Genomic DNA, 17,592 nt, shown 5'->3' with positions numbered 1-17,592 from the left:
TGGGAAAATTTATGCCTTAATCGGTACAAGTGGCTGTGGTAAGACAACACTCTTGAATATGATTGGACGATTAGAGCCATATGACAAAGGGCAAATCATCTATGATGGCACTTCTCTTAAGGACATTAGGCCTTCTGTTTTCTTTAGAGATTACTTGGGATATTTATTTCAAGATTTTGGCTTAATTGAAAGTCAAACCGTTAAAGAGAATCTCAATCTGGGTTTAGTTGGTAAAAAGTTGAAAGAAAAAGAGAAAATCTCTTTGATGAAACAAGCTCTAAACCGTGTAAACCTCTCTTATTTGGATTTGAAGCAACCTATATTTGAGTTATCAGGAGGAGAAGCACAACGTGTTGCACTAGCGAAGATAATTTTAAAGGATCCTCCTTTGATTCTCGCAGATGAACCAACCGCTTCACTAGACCCTAAAAACTCTGAGGAATTACTTTCTATCCTAGAATCTTTAAAAAATCCGAATCGGACCATTATTATTGCGACCCATAATCCTCTGATTTGGGAGCAAGTGGACCAAGTTATTCGAGTTACCGATTTATCACATAGATGATATGGCGAGATTCAGTTAGAAGAAAGAGTCACAAACACACTTTGTGGCTTTTTTATTTCCATAAAAATGGTAAAATAGTAAGAGTAGAAATGGAGTTTGAGACATGAAAGTAATAGATCAATTTAAAAATAAGAAAGTCCTTGTTTTAGGTTTGGCCAAGTCAGGTGAATCTGCAGCTCGTTTGTTGGACAAGCTAGGTGCCATTGTGACGGTAAATGACGGGAAACCTTTCGAGGACAATCCAGCTGCGCAAAGTTTGCTGGAAGAAGGAATCAAGGTCATCACTGGTGGGCATCCTTTGGAACTTTTGGATGAAGAGTTTGCCCTCATGGTGAAAAATCCAGGCATTCCCTACAGCAATCCCATGATTGAAAAGGCTTTGGCAAAGGGAATTCCAGTCTTGACTGAGGTGGAATTGGCTTATTTGATTTCAGAAGCGCCCATTATCGGTATCACAGGTTCAAATGGAAAAACAACCACAACGACCATGATTGGGGAGGTTTTGACTGCTGCTGGCCAACATGGTCTCTTATCAGGGAATATCGGCTATCCAGCTAGTCAAGTGGCCCAAACTGCGTCAGATGAGGACACTCTTGTTATGGAACTTTCTTCTTTCCAACTCATGGGCGTTCAAGAATTCCATCCAGAGATTGCGGTTATTACCAACCTCATGCCAACCCATATCGACTATCATGGTTCATTTGAGGAATATGTAGCAGCCAAGTGGAATATCCAAAACAAGATGACAGCAGCTGATTTCCTTGTCTTGAACTTTAATCAAGACTTAGCAAAAGAATTGGCTAGCAAAACACAGGCTACCCTTGTACCATTTTCAACACTTGAAAAGGTTGATGGAGCTTATCTGGAAGATGGTCAACTCTACTTCCGAGAGGAAGTGGTCATGGCAGCTAGCGAAATCGGAGTTCCAGGTAGCCACAATGTGGAAAATGCCCTTGCGACGATTGCTGTAGCCAAGCTTCGTGGTGTGGATAACCAAACCATCAAAGAAACCCTTTCAGCCTTTGGTGGTGTCAAACACCGTCTCCAATTTGTGGATGAAATCAAGGGTGTCAAATTCTATAATGATAGCAAGTCAACCAATATCTTGGCTACTCAAAAAGCCTTATCAGGATTTGACAACAGCAAGGTCATTTTAATTGCAGGTGGTTTGGACCGTGGTAATGAGTTTGACGAACTGGTTCCAGATATTACTGGACTCAAGAAGATGGTCATCCTTGGTCAGTCTGCAGAACGTGTTAAACGGGCAGCAGACAAGGCTGGTGTGGCATATGTGGATGCGACTGACATTGCAGATGCGACCCGCAAGGCCTACGAGCTTGCGACTCAAGGAGACGTGGTTCTTCTCAGTCCAGCCAATGCTAGCTGGGATATGTATGCTAACTTTGAAGTACGTGGCGACCTCTTTATCGACACAGTAGCGGAGTTAAAGGAATAATATGAAAAAAATTGTCTTTACAGGTGGGGGGACGGTTGGACACGTGACCCTCAACCTTTTGTTAATGCCCAAGTTCATCGAAGATGGCTGGGAAGTCCACTATATCGGGGATAAGCGTGGTATTGAACACCAAGAAATCCTCAAGTCGGGTCTAGATGTCACCTTCCATTCCATTGCGACTGGCAAATTGCGTCGCTATTTCTCTTGGCAAAATATGCTGGACGTCTTCAAAGTTGGATGGGGAATTGTCCAATCGCTCTTTATCATGTTGCGACTTCGTCCACAGGCCCTGTTTTCAAAGGGAGGTTTTGTCTCTGTGCCGCCTGTTATCGCTGCGCGTGTTTCAGGAGTGCCTGTCTTTATTCACGAATCTGACTTGTCCATGGGCTTGGCCAATAAAATCGCCTATAAATTTGCGACGAAGATGTATTCAACCTTTGAGCAAGCTTCAAGTTTGTCTAAGGTCGAGCATGTGGGAGCGGTGACCAAGGTTTCAGATCAAAAAAATCCAGAACCAGATGAATTGGTAGATATTCAAACCCACTTTAATCCTAAATTGCCAACTGTATTGTTTGTCGGTGGTTCTGCAGGCGCTCGTGTCTTTAACCAATTGGTGACAGACCATAAGAAAGAACTGACAGAACGCTACAATATTATCAATCTAACTGGAGATTCTAGCCTGAACGAGTTGAGCCAAAATCTTTTTCGTGTTGACTATGTGACCAGTCTCTATCAACCCTTGATGGAATTGGCTGATATTGTTGTGACACGTGGTGGTGCCAATACGATTTTTGAGCTCTTGGCCATGGCAAAATTACATGTTATTGTGCCACTTGGTCGTGAAGCTAGTCGTGGAGACCAGATTGAAAATGCAGCTTACTTTGTAAAAAAAGGCTATGCAGAAGAGCTTCAAGAAAGCGATTTGACCTTGGACAGTTTAGAAGAGAAGCTTTCTCACTTACTAAGCCACAAGGAAGACTACCAAGCTAAGATGAAGGCTTCTAAGGAATTGAAATCTCTAGCAGATTTTTATGAATTATTGAAAAAAGATTTATCATAAGGAAAGTAAATGTCAAAAGATAAGAAAAATGAGGGCAAAGAAATCCTCGAAGAATTGAAAGAGTTATCAGAATGGCAGAAACGAAACCAAGAATACCTAAAAAAGAAGGCTGAAGAAGAGGCAGCCCTAGCTGAGGAGAAGGAAAAGGAAAGAAAAGCTCGAATGGCTTCCAAATCTGAAAAGTCAGATGAAACTGAGGATCAAGATAGTGAACCTGAACCAAAAGACCCAGAATCAGCTAAGGAAGAGTCTGAAGAAAAAGTAGAAAAGTCAGAAGACGTCAAAAAAGAAGAACCAGAGTCCAAAGAACCAAAATCCAAAGAACCAAAGAAACAGGCTAAAAAAGTAGAGAAAAAGCCTGTAAAGGAAAAAACGGTTAAACCGAAAATTCCAGGAGTTCATATCTGGCGGGCTATCTCGATTTTGTTTCTCAGTCTGCTTTTATTGGTTGTCTCTGCTTACTTGCTCAGTCCTTATGCGACCATGAAGGATATTCGTGTTGAGGGAACCGTGCAAACTACAGATGATGATATTCGACAGGCTTCAGGCATTCAGGATTCGGATTATACGATTAACCTTCTGCTAGACAAGGCAAAATATGAAGAGCAGATCAAGTCTAACTATTGGGTTGAATCAGCTCAGCTTGTCTATCAATTTCCAACCAAGTTTACAATCAAGGTCAAGGAATATGATATTGTTGCCTATTATGTTTCTGGAGAAAGTCATTATCCAATCCTTTCAAGCGGTCAGCTTGAGACCAGTTCGGTGAGTTTGGTCAGTCTGCCAGAAACTTATATATCAGTTCTCTTTAATAACAGCGAACAAATCAAGACCTTTACCTCAGAACTTTCTCAAATTAGCCCCGAACTCAAATCTTCTATCCAAAAGGTGGAACTAGCCCCAAGCAAGGTGACTTCTGATTTAATTCGATTGACTATGAATGATTCGGACGAAGTTTTGGTTCCTCTATCTGAAATGAGTAAGAAACTGCCATATTACAGTAAGATTAAGCCACAATTGTCAGAACCGAGTGTGATTGACATGGAAGCTGGAATTTACAGCTATACTGTGGCGGATAAATTAATTATGGAGGCAGAGGAAAAAGCCAAACAAGAGGCCAAGGAAGCTGAGAAGAAACAGAAAGAGGAAGAGAAGAAAAGGCTGGAGGAACAGCAGAAAAAATTGGAAGAAGAGAAGAAAAAATTGGAGGAAGAGAGCAATCGAAACCAAACAAGTCAGCGTTCATCGCGTCGCTAGGGTGTAGCTTTTCTTTCATAGTTTTTTAGTGACCATGTTTTTACTTGACAAGTGCTAGTAGAAATAATAGAATAGTAAAAAACCTTTAAAGCAGTCCAGAGAGGCAGCTAAGGTTAGACGGTGAAAGGGTGGAGACTACCCATTTTTCGTGGAACCTTGCTGTTGGCAGGTTCCTTTTTTCGTGCCTTCTTGTGGCCAGACTCTCTCACTAGCAAAGGTAAAAGGAGAAACCTATGCGAGAACATCGTCCAGTTATTGCTCTTGATTTTCCTAGTTTTGAGGCGGTCAAGGAATTCTTAGCTCTTTTTCCAGCAGAAGAAAACCTTTATCTAAAGGTAGGGATGGAGCTTTATTACGCAACGGGGCCTGAGATTGTGTCTTACTTGAAAGGCCTGGGGCACAGTGTCTTTTTGGATCTCAAGCTGCATGACATTCCTAATACAGTCAAGTCAGCCATGAAGGTCCTGTCTCAGCTTGGTGTGGATATGACTAATGTTCATGCTGCTGGGGGTGTAGAGATGATGAAGGCTGCGCGTGAAGGTCTTGGAAGTCAAGCAAAATTGATAGCTGTAACGCAGCTGACATCAACGTCAGAAGCCCAGATGCAGGAGTTTCAAAATATCCAAACTAGCCTGCAAGAGTCTGTGATTCATTATGCTAAGAAGACAGCTGAAGCGGGTTTAGATGGTGTTGTTTGCTCGGCTCATGAAGTACAACTCATCAAGCAGGCCACCAATCCAGATTTTATCTGCTTAACGCCAGGAATTCGTCCACAGGGAGCTTCTGTTGGAGACCAAAAACGCGTGATGACACCAGCAGACGCCTATCAAATCGGTAGTGACTATATCGTAGTGGGACGTCCCATTACCCAAGCTGAGAATCCTGTTGCAGCTTATCATGCCATCAAGGATGAATGGACACAGGACTGGAATTAAAGAACTAGATTAGAAAAATAAAAGGAGAAGACCATGACACTTGCTAAAGATATCGCTAGCCACCTCTTGAAAATTCAAGCAGTTTACCTCAAACCAGAGGAACCTTTCACTTGGGCATCTGGTATCAAGTCGCCCATTTACACTGATAATCGTGTGACACTAGCCTATCCAGAAACTCGTACCCTAATTGAAAATGGCTTTGTGGAAGCTATTAAAGAAGCCTTTCCAGAGGTAGAAGTGATTGCAGGAACTGCAACAGCTGGGATTCCACACGGAGCTATCATTGCTGATAAGATGAATTTGCCATTTGCCTATATCCGTAGCAAACCAAAAGACCACGGAGCAGGTAATCAAATCGAAGGCCGTGTAGCTCAAGGTCAAAAAATGGTAGTGGTTGAAGACCTTATTTCAACAGGTGGTTCTGTTCTTGAAGCAGTAGCAGCTGCTAAACGCGAAGGAGCAGATGTGCTTGGAGTAGTAGCGATTTTCAGCTACCAATTGCCAAAAGCAGATAAGAACTTCTCAGATGCTGGCGTGAAATTGGTAACACTTTCAAACTACAGTGAGCTCATCCATCTAGCCCAAGAAGAAGGATATATCACACCAGAAGGACTCGCTCTCCTAAAACGCTTTAAAGAAGACCAAGAGAATTGGCAAGAAGGTTAGGTCAGTAAGATAAAGAGAGACGAGTCTGGGACAAAAATCTAACTTTAAATATAAAAAACGAACAAAACGAGTTATCTAACAACCAGAATTCTGTTTCGTTCGTTTTTTTTTGTATAATTTATCGATTTTTAAAATTTATAATAAAGAATTTCTAAAATTAAAATCTTTTTGTCCCGGACTCTTTTAACCATTTTGTTTAAAATATGATAATATTTTAAACAAAATAATTGACAGCGCTTTCTTTTATTGATATAATGAAAATATAATATGTATCAAATTGATCAATCAACTATCTTGTTTATCACTTCTTAGGAGGACGATGTCATGAAAAGAAGAAAAATATATTCCCTTTTTTGCGTAGTTACAATTGCATTTAGTTTGTTTCTCCCTACAGTCTTAGCTAGACAGATTGGAGATTATGATTTAACGTTGCCGCGTTTTGGTGCGGATACAACTAGTGAGCTTGAGAAAGAAAACGCCTCTGCTGGAATTAATAATAATGACAGCACTGGTGGCGGTAAAACGTTAAATACCTCTATTCGTAGCGCCTATAGTGGGGCAGATATCACTCCAATGTATCAATTGAGTTCTGGCTCTAGGATTGTCATGTACTATAATGGAGGTGGTGATAATTATATTGGTTCTGATACTAGATTAGCTATGGCGCCACAGTTTGGAAATCATGTAAGAATTCATACTTCAGGTTCTTGGAGTCCAGATTCTTATTAACTTACTTGTCAGAGTAAGCCTTAAAGATGGTTGATTGTGGGTGTAGCATGAAAAAAGAATGCTACACCCTATTCTTATTATAAGGAGGAGTTGGGATGGAATTTTTTATTTGTAATCTTGTACGAGTCGTTAAATCACCTCGGTTTTATATGTCTTTATTTTTGACCCTTCTTTGCATGAGTTTAGGAAATTTCCTTGCTTTCAATGGTATTTATAAAATTGAAGGTTTATCGATTTTTTTTGCCGCTTCTTCTATTAGAGGATTTTCACCGATTAGCCTAGTAGCTGCACTTATCTGTACACTGCCCTATTCTAGTCAGATAATAGAGGATGCTGAGAGTCATTTTCTAACAGCACAATTGTGTCGAATTTCTAAAAAGAAGTATCTGGCTATTGTGGGTAGTACTGTAATTATTTCTTCTTTTCTAGTCTTTTTTCTCCCCTATTTATTATTATTAGGAATTAATCTTTTAGTGACTCCTTATCAGGAAATTTATATTGGAGACTATAGTGGTGCCTTAAAAGAATTATTTGATTCTAATCAGTTTCTCTATAGTCTTGTAACGACTCTCTGGTATGGAGTTTGGGGCGCTGTGTTCTCTATTTTTGGACTAGCTAGTGCTTTGCTAGTGAAGAAAAAATTAGGAGCTATTTTCATCCCAGTTGCCTATATGATGGTTGGGGGTATTTTTTGGGGTATTTTAGAGCTATCTTACTTAGAACCTGTGACAACATTAGCTTTGGGATATCAGAAAGATATCAGTCTTTCCTTAGTTAGTGGGCATCTTGCTTTTATTTTATTTGTTAGTTGTTTGGTTGTTTATGGTACATTTTTTCTACATTCAGAGGACTACGTATAATGAAACAATTTGTTCAATTTTACAAAAAAGATTTTTTAGCAGTATTGGTTTATTTTATATTACTGCTATCCTGTATTTTATCTAGTACAGTATATTTACTGCGATGTCGCCAATATTCAATCCATCCAAATGTATTAGAATGGCTCTTAGTCTTACTTCAAGATATTACGACTGGAGTATATTGCTTTCCGTTTACATATATATTATTCTTTTTTCATTTGATGAATAACTATTTTAATAGGTTGGAGTGCCGCATTCGTCTGAAATCAATTAAGCACTTTACCAGTTTTAGTTTCAAATTAGCAGCTCTTAGTACGGGGATTTGGACGGCGACTTTATTTTTATTGATTTTTCTAATTGCATTTAGTAATGGTTTTAGCTTCTCTTTGGAGATAAAGGAGGTTGATTTTTTAAGAGAATTTTATGGTATAAGTATTGCAAACAATGCTAGTTTCTTTATAGGATTTTTTTTCTCTTATATAGCATACTATTTCTTTTTATCCTTACTTACTATTAGCAGTTTTTCTTGGTTTAAAAAATCAAGCATGAGCTTAGTATTTCTGTTTACTTTTTTATTTGTAGAATCCTTATTCTGGATTTATCAGTTGAACAATGGGCTAATTGGATTATTGCCAATTTTTCAGTATATGGTAAATTCCAATCCGTATGCATTGATTTATTGGCTTACATTACTATCTATCATAATTCCATTGACTGTATTTTCTGTTCATAGAAACTGGAGGAGAGTGTAAAAGTTGGAAATGGGAAAGTTAAGTAGTCACATGTGGAGGTTGAATCAGATAATCTATACCAAGTACTTTTGGGGTTATGTTCTTTTTTGGATATTGATTTGTTTAGGATTATGGTATTGGTTAGAAGGAAATGATAGACTTGTTATAGAAATTTTAAAAGGGCCTAATCTGAGTCAAAACTCTTTTTTAGTCTTATCTATATGGTTGCTTCATTGGTTTATTATTCATGCATTTTTTCTAGCAGTTGTATATCGTAGAAGAGCATCCGATTTCTTTATGGAAGTGATTCGATTTTCTTCTATTAAGCTCTGGATTAGGTATCAGATTTGGACCTGTTTTCTTTATGGACTCGTTTTAATCATGGTAAAAGTTCTAGTGATTCAATTTATGTTACAGTTACCAAACTGGGATATAGGAGTTTTGTTTATAGTTGATTTTTTGAATGTTTGTGTGCTATCCTTGCTTTGCTTTACGTTATACATACTAGGAGCGAATGAGCAAATGAACTTTTCTTGTGTTAGCTTCTTTTTACTCATGATTGTGTTTGGCAGTTTATTTGTGGGGAATCGAACCAATTATCTATTTTATATTCTGAATAGAGGAAATGGAGATATAGGACGAGATCTATTTCTTCAGTTGCTATTTTTAGTCTTTCTTTTTAAAAGCATTTTCTATTTCACTCGTCAAAAGAGGAGGTTTATAGAATGAATGAAATAATTACATTAAAAAATATTCAGTTGGAATTAAAAAAAACATGTGTTTTTCAAAACCTTAATTTTAGTTGTAAACAGGGGGAAATTATAGGAATTACTGGTGCGAATGGCTCAGGGAAAAGTGTATTGTTTAAATTAATAGCTGGTTTATATAGTCCGTCTTATGGGGAAGTGTTAATCAATGGGGAAAATATTGTTCCTGAGAGAAAAATTCCAGCTAATTTGGGAGCTTTGATTGAAGAACCTGGTTTTATAAATTATTATAGTGGCTTTAAGAATTTACAATATTTGGCAAGCATACGAGGAGTAGTTGGTAATCAGGAAATCAATGATACACTGAAAATAGTTGGTCTATATGAGCAAAAAGACCAGAAAGTTAAAACTTATTCGCTAGGTATGAGGAAAAAGCTAGGGATTGCTCAAGCAATTATGGAGAATCCCTCTATTCTTTTACTAGATGAACCTATGAATGCCTTGGACAAATCAAGTGTAGAAAATATGAGAACATTGTTTAGAAAGCTCTCTAGTGAAAAAGGGACAACAATTTTGATTGCTAGTCATAGTGAAGAGGATATTCGTATCTTATGTGATAAAGTATATGCAATAGAAGATAAAGTATGTACACTGTGTTCAGATTGAACATCTTAGATAGACTCAGGATGTTATAGGTAAAATCTTAAAAAGGGATTGGAGTTTAAAATCCAGTCCCTTTTAAGAGTTAATAACTAGTCAACTTTTTCGCCCTCAACAACCAGGTCATCTGCTTTAGCAGCGTCACCGTAGGTTGGGTGAAGTGTTTTTTCATAGGCCTTGTGGAAGAAGTTTTCCTTACCTAATTTTTCAATATCTTTATTGATGAAGTCTAGCAATTCTTGGTTGCCTTTTTGAACTGCTGCTGCAATGGTATCTGGATTTCCAAGAGAAGTAATTCCTACTTCAAATCCTTTGTTTTCAAGTGCCCAAGCTAGGACTTCCGTATTGTCAGTAGAGAAGGCATCTCCACGTCCGTCAAGAAGGGCTTGGTAAGAGTCACTATATTGGTCGTATTTTTGGAGTTTTACTTCTGGGTGATTTTTCTCAAAATAAGTTTCAGCGGTCGTTCCTTTTGTAACAATCAAGGTTTTACCTTCAAGTTGTTTGACGTCTGTAATGAGACCAGTCTTAGGTGATACGACACCCAGAGAGACTTTCATATATGGAAGGGCAAAATCAACTTGTTTCTTACGTTCGTCAGTCACTGTAAAGTTGGCAAGGGTAATATCCACCTTGTTTGAAATCAAGTATTCCGCACGGTTGGCAGCATCGACTGAAACGTATTTAACCTTGACACCAAGGTCTTGAGCCAGTTGGTTCCCAAGTTCAATATCGTAACCTTTGTAGGAACCGTCATTATCAACGTAACCAAATGGTTTCTTGTCTCCAAATACGGCTATTCGTAGTTCACCGCTTTTTTTGATTTCATCAAGGGTGCGTGCCTTGGCAGTCGTTTTTCCAGATGATGAACCAGCATTTCCACCTGAGCTACAAGCTGTGACAAAGATAAGGGCAAAGGCAAGTGCCAAAACAGTTAAGAGTGGTTTGAATAGTTTCATAAGAATCTCCTTTATAGATATGAGCCAAATTGGCTAAAGTCAAAGACATTTAAAAATTCCTGAGCTCGTTTGGTTTGTGGATTGGTAAAGAAGGCTTGAGCCGTTCCTTCTTCAGCGATTTTTCCTTGGTCAAGGAAGATAATCCGATCGGCAATAGCTTGAGCAAACTGCATTTCGTGGGTTACTAAAATCATGGTGCGCCCTTCTTGGGCTAAGTCATTGATAAGTTCCAGAACCTCACGTACCATTTCTGGATCCAGCGAAGCCGTCACTTCGTCAAAGAGGATAATTTCTGGATGCATGAGCAGGGCACGGACAATTGCAACCCGTTGCTTCTGTCCACCAGATAATTGGCGAGCAAAGCTATGTTGTTTATCCAGCAAACCGACACGTTCCAGTAGTTGCAAAGCTTCTTCCGTTACTTCCTTCTTGTCTCTTCCCTGAGCCTTGATAGGACCTAGGATGAGGTTTTGAAGGACATCCAGATGGGGAAAAAGTTCATAGCTTTGAAAAACCATGCCAATCTTTTGGCGAACTAGGTGAAAATCTTTTTTATTTTCAACGATAGACTGACCGTCCAGAAGAATATCTCCACCTTGAATCCTTTCTAAGCCATTGAGGCAACGAAGGAGAGTACTTTTCCCACAACCAGATGGGCCCAGAATAACCACAACTTCCCCTTTTTTGATTTCTAGAGAAAGTCCTTGGAGGATGGGATTGTCTCCGAAGGATTTTTTTAGTTCCTTGATTTCTAAGATAGTTTCAGACATTTAGTTCCTCCAATGTTTTTCTAAGTGAGTGGATAGTTTGGAAATAGGAAAGCAGACTGCGAAATACAAGACCAGAATGGTTCCATAAATCCAAAAGGAAGCGGTTGGGATAGTCAAGCGATTGCTATCGATGATTTGTTGTCCAACCTTGGTCACTTCAACAACCCCAATCAAAACGACCAAAGAAGTGGTTTTGATCATCCGAGTGACAAGGTTAATGGCCTGCGGTAGCAGTCTTCTCAAAACCTGTGGGATGATGATGTGGTAGTAAAGTTGAACATTGGTCAAACCTAGCGCCTGTCCGCTTTCAAACTGATGCTTAGGGAGGGAAGTGATGGCTCCACGGACCAAGTCCCCCATTTCAGCTGTTCCCCAGAGGGTAAAAACGATAATAGCAGAAGTCTCTCCTGAGATATTGATATTAAAGTTTCGAGCCAGTCCGAAATAAACGATGAAAAGTAGCACCAGCTGGGGCATGATACGGATAAATTCTAGATACAATCGTGTCAAAAATCGTACGATTCTAGAGTGGGAGGTCATGATGATTCCCATGACTGTTCCGAAAATCATAGATAGAAGGACAGACAGGATAGAAATCCCAATCGTAACGCCTAATCCTTGTAAAATCCGCAGGAGATTATTTCCCTGAAAGAGTACTTGGATTCCCGAATCCTGCATGGCGGAGCCTCCTTTCTATCCAGCTAAAGACCAGCGAGATGGGCAGTAGCATAATCAGGTAAGCAATTACCAACATAGCTAGCGCAATGTCTGTCTCATAATAGAGCCCAATCAAGTCTTTGGCGACGTACATGAGGTCGGCCAAAGCCACTGCTGAGAAAACAGAAGTTTCCTTAATGAGGAAAATGACATTGGCACTAAAAGACGGTAGGGCCACCGCTGTTGCTTGCGGAAGAACCACATAGCGAAAGACCTGTACAGGTGTCAGACCGATTGCTAATCCAATCTCCTGCTGGGTTTGACTGACAGCTTCCAGCCCACTTCGGAAAGATTCTGCCATATAGGAGCCTCCTAAAAAGACCAGTCCTAGAGTAGCACAGACTTCCGAAGATAGGACAATCCCTATTCGGGGAAGCCCGAAGTAGAGAAAGAAGAGTTGAATCAAAAGGGGCGTGTTGCGTGACAACTCGATGTAAGCTGTCGCTACTTGCGCCAAAATAGGGATGCGGTAATGCCGGATGATACTAACGATTAAACCGAGCAGAAAGGATCCCAGAATCCCCCAAACTGCAATATGCAAGGTCAGAAGAAATGCCTTTTGATATAGTGGTAGATATTGTTCAACAATGGACCAATCCAAAAATAGAACCTCCCATCTAGAAATAATACAGTTATTGTAGCACTTAAAAGTTCCTTTGGATAATATCTATTTTTTATTGCCGTGATAAGGATTTTTTATCATAGACATAAAATTTCTGAAATTTCCAAACAAAATATTTGAAAAGATTTGAAAAAAGAGTTAAGATATTTTTGTAATATATAAAGTAAACGCTTACTTATTAAGGAGGGCATTTTATGTCATACAAAACAAGCAATGCAGAAGGTCATGTAGATTTCATCAATACCTATGATTTGGAGCCTATGGCGCAACAAGTTATCCCTAAAGCAGCATTTGGCTATATCGCTAGTGGGGCGGAAGATACTTTCACTTTGCGTGAGAATATTCGTGCCTTTAACCATAAACTCATCGTTCCTCATACACTCTGCAATGTAGAAAATCCAAGTACAGAGATTGAATTTGCAGGCGAAAAATTGTCTTCACCAATCATTATGGCACCTGTTGCAGCTCATAAATTGGCAAATGAACAGGGTGAAGTGGCGACTGCGCGTGGTGTGCATGAGTTTGGTTCTCTTTACACAACTAGCTCTTACTCTACTGTCGATCTTCCAGAAATTACGGAAGCCCTTAAAGGGACACCTCATTGGTTCCAATTTTACTTTAGTAAAGATGATGGAATTAACCGTCATATTATGGACCGTGTGAAGGCTGAAGGCTACAAAGCGATTGTCTTGACAGCAGATGCTACTGTAGGGGGCAATCGTGAAGTAGATAAGCGTAATGGTTTTGTCTTCCCAGTTGGCATGCCGATTGTTGAAGAATACCTGCCAGAAGGTGCTGGTAAATCAATGGACTTTGTTTACAAATCAGCTAAACAACGCTTGTCTCCACGTGACGTAGAATTTATCGCTGAATACTCTGGACTTCCTGTTTATGTCAAGGGACCACAATGCCGTGAGGACGTTGAACGTTCGCTTGCTGCAGGAGCTTCTGGTATCTGGGTAACCAACCACGGTGGCCGTCAAATCGACGGTGGACCAGCCGCCTTTGACTCACTTCAAGAAGTAGCAGAAGCAGTTGATAAACGTGTGCCAATTGTCTTTGACTCAGGTATTCGTCGTGGTCAACATGTCTTTAAAGCCTTGGCATCAGGAGCAGACTTGGTAGCTATTGGTCGCCCTGTTATCTATGGCTTGGCCCTCGGCGGTAGTGTCGGTGTACGTCAAGTCTTTGAACACTTGAATGCAGAATTGAAGACAGTCATGCAATTGTCTGGAACTCAGACTATTGAAGATGTTAAACACTTTAAACTTCGTCATAACCCATACAACCCAACCTTCCCAGTTGACCCACGCGACTTAAAATTGTATTGATAAAACAGCTTGCCTCCACTTGATGTGGAGGTTTTTGCTTGTATTTTATACTCTTCGAAAATCTCTTCAAACCCCTTGGATTATATATGTGACTGAAACCTCAAAGCAGTGCTTTGAACAGTCTGCGGCTAGATTCCTAGTTTGCACTTTGATTTTCATTGAGTATTAAACGTTTTAATAAAGGAAAATCGCATCAAAAACAATATAAATATATTTTCTAATCAAATATCTTGCTAGGGCTTTCATTTTTTGCTATACTGGTGCAGTAATTAAATAATAAAGACATTTGGGGTGCTTTAGGCTGAGATGATACCCATTGAACCTGATACAGTTAAGACTGGCGAAGGGAAATGTGAAACGTTTTTTCGTATGGCGAAATGAACGATCTAATCTTGTAAGCTAAACTCCAGTTCCTATATGTAATTGGAGTTTTTTTGTTCATTAATGACTGACAGCTTTGAGGCCAAGCATTTAGGCAGCTCTTCTTGAACGCCCTTGATTTTCTTTAAAAAGGTCAAGTAAAACTAGGATTTTCTTGATGTTTTGTTGATTACGAACGAGTAAAGAGAGGAAAAGTAAATATGGAAACACAAGTTTATGCTTTTCAGTCAGGTTTGACTGTTGGAGAATTATTAAAAAGCAGTAAGAAGGATTGGCAGGCTGCAATCAATCATCGTTTTGTTAAGGAACTTTTTGCGGGGACAATTGAGAATAAGGTCTTAAAAGAATACCTGATTCAAGATTATCACTTCTTTGATGCCTTCTTATCCATGCTGGGTGTTTGCGTAGCCCACGCAGACCAGCTTGAATCTAAGCTTCGTTTTGCCAAGCAACTAGGCTTTCTTGAAGCAGATGAAGACGGTTATTTCCAAAAGGCTTTCAAAGAGTTAAAAGTATCTGAGAATGACTATCTGGAAGTGACCTTGCATCCTGTAACAAAAGCCTTTCAGGAGCTTATGTATTCTGCTGTATCATCATCAGACTATGCCCATCTTTTAGTCATGCTGGTCATTGCAGAAGGTCTCTATTTAGACTGGGGTTCTAAAGATTTGGCTCTACCTGAAGCTTATATTCATTCGGAATGGATCAATCTACATAGAGGCCCTTTCTTTGCAGAGTGGGTTCAATTTCTAGTTGATGAACTTAATCGTATCGGGAAAAATCTAGAAGATTTGACAGAACTTCAGCAACGCTGGAATCAAGCGGTCGCTTTAGAATTAGCCTTTTTTGATATTGGTTATGAATTATAGGATAAATTCAATCCTTTTATGTAGATTAAAAGAATTAACAAACAAACTATATAAATATATTTTCCAGTCAAATATCTTGCTAGGGCTTTCATTTTTTGCTATACTGGTGCAGTAATTAAATAATAAAGACATTTGGGGTGCTTTAGGCTGAGATAATACCCATTGAACCTGATACAGTTAAGACTGGCGAAGGGAAATGTGAAAAGGTTTTTTCGTATGTCGAAAAGAACTGTCTAATCTTGTAAGCTAAACTCTAATTCTCGTTTGTAATTGGAGTTTTTTTGTTTATCAAAAGAGAATAGGCTGGATATTAAGTCTTTCGGTAGCTCACCTTGAATGCCCCACTTTTCTTTAAAAAAGGAGTTTTTTTATGTTGAAAAAATGGCAGTTAAAAGATGTTATTTTACTTGCTTTCTTGTCTATCTTTTTTGGTGGCGTTTTTGTAGGATCTGGCTATCTGTTTGATATCCTCACTCTGATTTTAGCCCCTCTTGGCTTGCAGGCCTTTGCCAATGAAATCCTCTTTGGTCTCTGGTGTATGGCTGCGCCTATTGCTGCAATCTTTGTTCCAAGAGTCGGAAGTGCAACGATTGGAGAAGTGCTAGCTGCGCTTGCTGAAGTCCTTTATGGCAGCCAATTCGGTCTAGGTGCCCTTTTGTCTGGCTTGGTTCAAGGTTTGGGAAGTGAATTTGGTTTTATCGTAACCAAGAATCGCTATGAAAGTTGGCTCTCTCTAACTGCTAATAGTATTGGGATTACGCTTGTTAGCTTTGTCTATGAATACATTAAGTTAGGTTACTATGCCTTCTCCCTTCCTTTTGTTCTTTCCTTACTAGTGGTACGTTTTATTTCCGTCTTTTTCTTCTGTACCATCTTGGTTCGTGCCATTGTCAAACTTTATCATCAGTTTGCAGCTGGGGGCAAGGCATAGATGGGGCTGGAACTACGAGCGATTCAGTCTCCAATCTTCTCGGAGCCACTTGATTTTACTTTTCATGCGCAAGCCTTTACCTTGTTAGTTGGGAGCAGTGGTTCAGGAAAATCCAGCCTCTTTCAAATAATCGCCCAAGTCAGTTCTCTTCCCTATAGCGGTCAAGTCCTGATAAATGGGAGCGAGGTCGGTCAGCTTTCTATCATCGAACGTGTCCAGACGGTTGGTATTCTCTTTCAAAATCCCAATCATCAATTTACCATGGAGAACTTGTTTGAGGAGCTGATTTTTACCTTGGAAAATATTGGGCATCCCGTTCAGGAAATTGATTCTAAAATAGCAGAGGTTGTCCAGCAATGTCGCTGCAAGGCGATTTTGCACCGTCCAATTCATCACTTATCAGGTGGGGAAAAGCAAAAGGCTGCTTTGGCTGTTCTCTTTGCTATGAATCCTAGGGTCTATCTCTTGGATGAGCCCTTTGCTTCCATTGATCGTAAGAGTAGGATCGAGATATTGGAGATTCTAAAAGAGTTGATCTCTGATGGGAAGACAGTTATTTTGTGCGACCATGATTTAACGGACTATGAAGCCTATATAGACCATATGGTGGAGCTAAGAGACGGACAACTAAGGGAAGTATTTCAAATCCCTTCCTCTGAGATGACACAGGCTGTTTCAAAGGAAGTTGCTTCTAGCCCAGAACTATTCCATATGGATAGAACGATTTGTGAGCTGAATAAGCGCTCCCTCTTTTCGATTGCGGATTTCACATTTTACCAAGGAATTTCCTGTATCTTGGGTGATAATGGTGTCGGGAAATCAACCCTCTTTCGGTCTATTCTTCAATTTCAAAAGTATAAAGGACGAATTACTTGGAGGGGGACAGTCCTGAAAAAGAAAAAGAGTTTGTATCGTGACCTGACGGGTGTTGTTCAGGAAGCTGAGAAACAGTTTATCCGAGTCAGTCTGCGAGAGGAACTTCAATTAGATGGACCTGATTCTGAAAGAAATCAGCGGATTCTCCAAGCTTTACGATATTTTGATCTGGAGCAGGCTCTTGATAAGAGTCCCTATCAACTAAGTGGTGGTCAGCAAAAGATTCTTCAGCTCTTGACCATCTTGACCAGCAAGGCTTCTGTGATTTTACTAGATGAACCTTTTGCAGGTTTGGATGATAGAGCTTGCCATTATTTTTGCAAGTGGATTGTGGAGGACAGAAATCAGGGAAGAAGTTTTCTGATCATTAGCCATCGTTTAGATCCCTTGATCTCTGTGGTTGATTATTGGATTGAGATGACTAGTCAGGGTCTCAGTCATGTGAAAGCAGTGACAATTACCAAACCACTCACATCTCAGAGTAGCAATACCCAAGGGGAGGTGAAGTAG

The 17,592-nt window shown here is 39.7% G+C and carries 19 protein-coding genes and 2 riboswitches; of the genes, 15 read left to right on the top strand and 4 right to left on the bottom strand.

Going from position 1 to position 17,592, the window contains the following annotated elements; translation table 11 throughout:
• The 11 genes from N8N51_RS09125 to N8N51_RS09075 form a co-directional block, all read left to right on the top strand.
• A partial coding sequence (locus N8N51_RS09125) for an ABC transporter ATP-binding protein (RefSeq protein WP_261104059.1) occupies positions 1 to 565 on the top strand: 565 nt, incomplete at its 5' end.
• Between the two features lie 103 nt (positions 566 to 668).
• Positions 669 to 2,021: a UDP-N-acetylmuramoyl-L-alanine--D-glutamate ligase gene (murD, locus tag N8N51_RS09120; RefSeq protein WP_261049757.1), complete on the top strand. Its 1,353-nt coding sequence runs from the start codon at positions 669 to 671 to the stop codon at positions 2,019 to 2,021.
• Position 2,022: 1 nt separating this feature from the next.
• Entirely contained in the window at positions 2,023 to 3,081 is a 1,059-nt protein-coding gene (locus N8N51_RS09115) for a UDP-N-acetylglucosamine--N-acetylmuramyl-(pentapeptide) pyrophosphoryl-undecaprenol N-acetylglucosamine transferase (RefSeq protein WP_125416997.1), read from the top strand.
• 9 nt (positions 3,082 to 3,090) lie between these two features.
• The gene (locus N8N51_RS09110; RefSeq protein ID WP_261104058.1) at positions 3,091 to 4,338 is read left to right on the top strand and encodes a cell division protein FtsQ/DivIB; all 1,248 of its coding nucleotides are present in this window, start codon (positions 3,091 to 3,093) and stop codon (positions 4,336 to 4,338) included.
• Between the two features lie 233 nt (positions 4,339 to 4,571).
• Positions 4,572 to 5,273: an orotidine-5'-phosphate decarboxylase gene (pyrF, locus tag N8N51_RS09105; protein ID WP_261104057.1), complete on the top strand. Its 702-nt coding sequence runs from the start codon at positions 4,572 to 4,574 to the stop codon at positions 5,271 to 5,273.
• A 33-nt stretch (positions 5,274 to 5,306) separates the two neighbouring features.
• Positions 5,307 to 5,939, top strand: a complete 633-nt coding sequence (gene pyrE, locus N8N51_RS09100) for an orotate phosphoribosyltransferase (protein ID WP_261104056.1) — start codon at positions 5,307 to 5,309, stop codon at positions 5,937 to 5,939.
• Positions 5,940 to 6,263: 324 nt separating this feature from the next.
• Positions 6,264 to 6,668: a hypothetical protein gene (locus N8N51_RS09095; protein ID WP_084886873.1), complete on the top strand. Its 405-nt coding sequence runs from the start codon at positions 6,264 to 6,266 to the stop codon at positions 6,666 to 6,668.
• Between the two features lie 95 nt (positions 6,669 to 6,763).
• Entirely contained in the window at positions 6,764 to 7,528 is a 765-nt protein-coding gene (locus tag N8N51_RS09090) for a hypothetical protein (RefSeq protein WP_084886871.1), read from the top strand.
• A complete protein-coding gene (locus tag N8N51_RS09085; protein ID WP_084886869.1) occupies positions 7,528 to 8,280 on the top strand; it encodes a hypothetical protein in 753 nt (250 codons plus the stop codon). Before N8N51_RS09090 ends, N8N51_RS09085 begins: the two co-directional genes overlap by 1 nt.
• 9 nt (positions 8,281 to 8,289) lie before the next feature.
• Positions 8,290 to 8,988, top strand: a complete 699-nt coding sequence (locus N8N51_RS09080) for a hypothetical protein (protein ID WP_185776732.1) — start codon at positions 8,290 to 8,292, stop codon at positions 8,986 to 8,988.
• The gene (locus N8N51_RS09075; protein ID WP_001002573.1) at positions 8,985 to 9,632 is read left to right on the top strand and encodes an ATP-binding cassette domain-containing protein; all 648 of its coding nucleotides are present in this window, start codon (positions 8,985 to 8,987) and stop codon (positions 9,630 to 9,632) included. Before N8N51_RS09080 ends, N8N51_RS09075 begins: the two co-directional genes overlap by 4 nt.
• Positions 9,633 to 9,718: 86 nt before the next feature.
• Here N8N51_RS09075 and N8N51_RS09070 read toward each other — a convergent pair whose 3' ends face one another.
• The 4 genes from N8N51_RS09070 to N8N51_RS09055 are packed head-to-tail and all read right to left on the bottom strand — an operon-like array spanning position 9,719 to position 12,673.
• Complete coding sequence (locus N8N51_RS09070) at positions 9,719 to 10,585, bottom strand: cysteine ABC transporter substrate-binding protein (protein ID WP_261015924.1); 867 nt, start codon at positions 10,583 to 10,585, stop codon at positions 9,719 to 9,721.
• Between the two features lie 11 nt (positions 10,586 to 10,596).
• Positions 10,597 to 11,355, bottom strand: coding sequence for an amino acid ABC transporter ATP-binding protein (locus tag N8N51_RS09065; RefSeq protein WP_049522086.1), 759 nt, complete (start codon positions 11,353 to 11,355; stop codon positions 10,597 to 10,599).
• Positions 11,356 to 12,033: an amino acid ABC transporter permease gene (locus tag N8N51_RS09060; protein WP_033684005.1), complete on the bottom strand. Its 678-nt coding sequence runs from the start codon at positions 12,031 to 12,033 to the stop codon at positions 11,356 to 11,358.
• Positions 11,993 to 12,673, bottom strand: a complete 681-nt coding sequence (locus tag N8N51_RS09055; protein WP_261104054.1) for an amino acid ABC transporter permease — start codon at positions 12,671 to 12,673, stop codon at positions 11,993 to 11,995. The genes N8N51_RS09060 and N8N51_RS09055 overlap by 41 nt, the downstream gene beginning before the upstream one ends.
• 215 nt (positions 12,674 to 12,888) lie before the next feature.
• Between N8N51_RS09055 and lctO the strand changes: the two genes are divergently transcribed.
• The 4 genes from lctO to N8N51_RS09035 all read left to right on the top strand — a co-directional run bounded on the left by lctO (position 12,889) and on the right by N8N51_RS09035 (position 17,592).
• Positions 12,889 to 14,025: an L-lactate oxidase gene (gene lctO / locus N8N51_RS09050; protein WP_153199555.1), complete on the top strand. Its 1,137-nt coding sequence runs from the start codon at positions 12,889 to 12,891 to the stop codon at positions 14,023 to 14,025.
• A gap of 277 nt (positions 14,026 to 14,302) precedes the next feature.
• Positions 14,303 to 14,391, top strand: a riboswitch (TPP riboswitch).
• A 215-nt stretch (positions 14,392 to 14,606) separates the two neighbouring features.
• A complete protein-coding gene (locus tag N8N51_RS09045; protein ID WP_261104053.1) occupies positions 14,607 to 15,275 on the top strand; it encodes a TenA family protein in 669 nt (222 codons plus the stop codon).
• 123 nt (positions 15,276 to 15,398) lie between these two features.
• Positions 15,399 to 15,487: riboswitch (TPP riboswitch) on the top strand.
• Positions 15,488 to 15,645: 158 nt separating this feature from the next.
• Positions 15,646 to 16,206: an ECF transporter S component gene (locus N8N51_RS09040; protein ID WP_024057751.1), complete on the top strand. Its 561-nt coding sequence runs from the start codon at positions 15,646 to 15,648 to the stop codon at positions 16,204 to 16,206.
• Complete coding sequence (locus N8N51_RS09035; protein WP_261104052.1) at positions 16,207 to 17,592, top strand: ATP-binding cassette domain-containing protein; 1,386 nt, start codon at positions 16,207 to 16,209, stop codon at positions 17,590 to 17,592. It begins immediately after the preceding gene.

The sequence above is a fragment of the Streptococcus mitis genome, from assembly GCF_946188685.1.
Lineage (GTDB): Bacteria > Bacillota > Bacilli > Lactobacillales > Streptococcaceae > Streptococcus > Streptococcus mitis_CC.
This window is presented reverse-complemented; position numbering and strand designations above follow the sequence as displayed.